This is a genomic window from Variovorax sp. Soil_C_12, from assembly GCF_057657375.1.
Map to the genome: position 1 here is coordinate 1 of NZ_JBDGIO010000045.1, position 948 is coordinate 948.

The 948-nt window shown below is 63.5% G+C and carries 1 protein-coding gene; it reads right to left on the bottom strand.

The annotated features are described in order from the left end of the window. Positions 1-9: 9 nt before the first annotated feature. On the bottom strand, positions 10-948 hold a 939-nt coding region (locus AC3A6X_RS36390; protein ID WP_487846715.1), incomplete at its 5' end, for an IS110 family RNA-guided transposase.

The following is a 948-nucleotide window of genomic DNA, read 5'->3' on the forward strand; positions in this document are numbered from 1 at the left end:
CCCACAGGCTCATGCTGGCATCGTGAATTGCTCTCCTCGAGCTAATACGGCCCAGGCCATGCGCGCATTCTTGGCTGCGATGGCCACGATCGCTCGCCAGTAGCCGCGCCGCTGAGCCAGCGCTGCTGCCCAACGGCTGACCACATCGGTCTTGCGCAGGGCTGAGTTGAGAACCGCTCGCGCGCCCAGAACCAGCAGCGATCGGATGTATGGGTCGCCTGCCTTCGTGATGTGGCCCAGTCGGGACTTCCCGCCCGAGCTGTACTGGCCGGGGACCAAGCCGAGCCAGGCTGCGAATTGGCGACCACACTTGAACTCATGGCCGTTGCCGATCATCGCCACCAGTGCGGTGGCGGTGGTGGGGCCAACACCGCTCAAGTGCATGAGTTGCTGCACCCGAGTGTCTTCGCGCGCCATCTGCGCAATGTGCCGGTCATACAGTGCAATCCGCTCGTCCAGCCGCATCAACTCGCTGAGCAGATCGCCGATGACCGTATTGCTCCACCCAGGCAGATCCTCCAAGCAGGCTGTGGCTTGACGACGCACGGTCGACGCCTTGAGGGGCAGCACGACACCGAACTCACTGAGTAGGCCGCGGATCCGGTTGATGGTTGCGGTGCGCTGCTCGATAAACCCCTGGCGTACGCGATGCACACTCAATTGCGATTGCTGCTCGAGGCTCTTGATCGGCACGAATCTCATGTTGGGCCGCTGCACCGCTTCGCAGATCGCCGCTGCGTCGGCGGCGTCATTCTTGCCGAGCTTGCCAGATAGACGATACGGACTGACGAACTTCGGCGCCATCAGGCGCACCGTGTGACCGTGCGCCATGAACTGCCGGGCCCAATGGTGCGCGCCTGAGCACGCTTCCATGCCGATCACGCAAGGCGGCAGAGAAGCGATCAAGGCGAGGAGCTTGGCTCGCGCCACGTTCGGACGCACCAACTC